Genomic DNA, 1,446 nt, shown 5'->3' with positions numbered 1-1,446 from the left:
TTTGCACCATGTATGGACGACTCCCTGTTGTCAAGCAGTCCCAGTTTTCTGGCATCAGGTCGAGATTGCAGCCATGTATCCGGGCTCAGTTGACAGCACTCGCTGCGGGCCCACGATGAATATCCGCGAATGGGTACCCCATCAGAGCCTCGGGCCTGGTTGCCCTTGGTGCAAAGCGGGTTTGGCCCACCACGGTCCGACCGTTCTGTCATCCAATTGAAGTCTGCTCAAGCAACCTCTGGGAAGTGAATGCTGTTTCGCTGCCAATAGCTGAATCTGTCAATCCGTCACGTTAGGATCGCGCAGGTACATGGCTAGCCTGAAAGGCCTGATTTCGTATCAGCATGGCCCATGCTGTCCGTGCATTCTTTGCCGCGAGCGCCACGGCAGCGATGTTTTTGTGTCGGCGTCGGCACAGTTTCATCAGCCAGGAATCAGCCATCTCGGTCTTGGCGGCTGCCATGCGGATAACCGCACGGGCGCCGTGAATCAGAAGTGTTCGCAATGCCGTATCGCCGCGCTTGCTGATGCCCAGCAGGCGCGGGGTTCCGCCCGAGGAATGTTGGCGCGGCACCAGACCCAGCCAGGCAGCAAGTTCCCGGCCGCTGCGAAAGGCTCGGGCGTCGCCGATTGACGCTGCCAGGGCCGACGCGGTGAGCGGGCCGATTCCGGGTATGGTTTCGAGAAGTTGGCCGGGCGCATCGGTCCGGTGGATTGCGCGGATACGACCTTCCAGTTCGGCCACCTTGTTGCCGAGCTCGCGCAAGTGGTCGACGAGCATATGGATTAACGCCCGGAACGGTTCGCAATACTCACTGTCTCGGCTGGAAAGAGCCTCCGTGGCCCGTTGCCCCAGCAGCCGGATACCCTGTGGCAGCACGATACCGAATTCGCCCAGAAGCCCACGGATCTGGTTGGCCAGTGCGGTGCGCGACTTGACCAGCCCGGCGCGCGCGCGATGCAGCGACAGCATTGTCTGTTGCGCCTGCGTCTTGACCGGTACAAAGCGCATGTTCGGTCGTTGTATCGCCTCGCAGATTGCTTCGGCGTCAGCCGCATCGGTCTTGTTGCTCTTTACGTAAGGCCGCACGAACTGCGGGGCAACCAGTCGGACGGTGTGTCCGAGCTTCGCGAGCTCGCGGCCCCAGTAGTGCGACGAGCCGCACGCTTCCATGCCGATCACACACGGGTCAAGCGTGGCGAAATACCGGAGTACATCCGTGCGTCTCAACTGCTTGCGCACAACCATGTGGCCTTGCGGATCCACTCCGTGAAGCTGCAACACATTCTTGGCCAGATCCAGTCCAACAGTCGCTATGTTCATGATGAACGCTCCTTTGCCGTGGACGTCACGACTTCTCCACTTTGGCATAAATCCTTTCGCCGCTTAGCGGGAGTCGTCCATCACATCAGAGCCCTGGATCGCAAGGACCGGATGCTGCCGCT

At 60.3% G+C, this 1,446-nt stretch carries 1 protein-coding gene; it reads right to left on the bottom strand.

Annotated features, from left to right (window positions below; translation table 11 throughout):
• Positions 1-292 precede the first annotated feature (292 nt).
• Positions 293-1,324: an IS110 family RNA-guided transposase gene (locus BN2475_RS32050; RefSeq protein WP_094783374.1), complete on the bottom strand. Its 1,032-nt coding sequence runs from the start codon at positions 1,322-1,324 to the stop codon at positions 293-295.
• Between the last annotated feature and the right edge of the window lie 122 nt (positions 1,325-1,446).

Source organism: Paraburkholderia ribeironis, from assembly GCF_900019265.1.
Classification (GTDB): domain Bacteria; phylum Pseudomonadota; class Gammaproteobacteria; order Burkholderiales; family Burkholderiaceae; genus Paraburkholderia; species Paraburkholderia ribeironis.
The sequence above is the reverse complement of the archived record's forward strand: the minus strand, read 5'-3'. Positions and strand labels throughout refer to the sequence as shown.

Coding starts and splice junctions, on each gene's coding strand:
- BN2475_RS32050 (WP_094783374.1), bottom strand. CDS start 1,324: ATGAACATAGCGACTGTTGGACTGGATCTGGCCAAGAATGTGTTGCAG.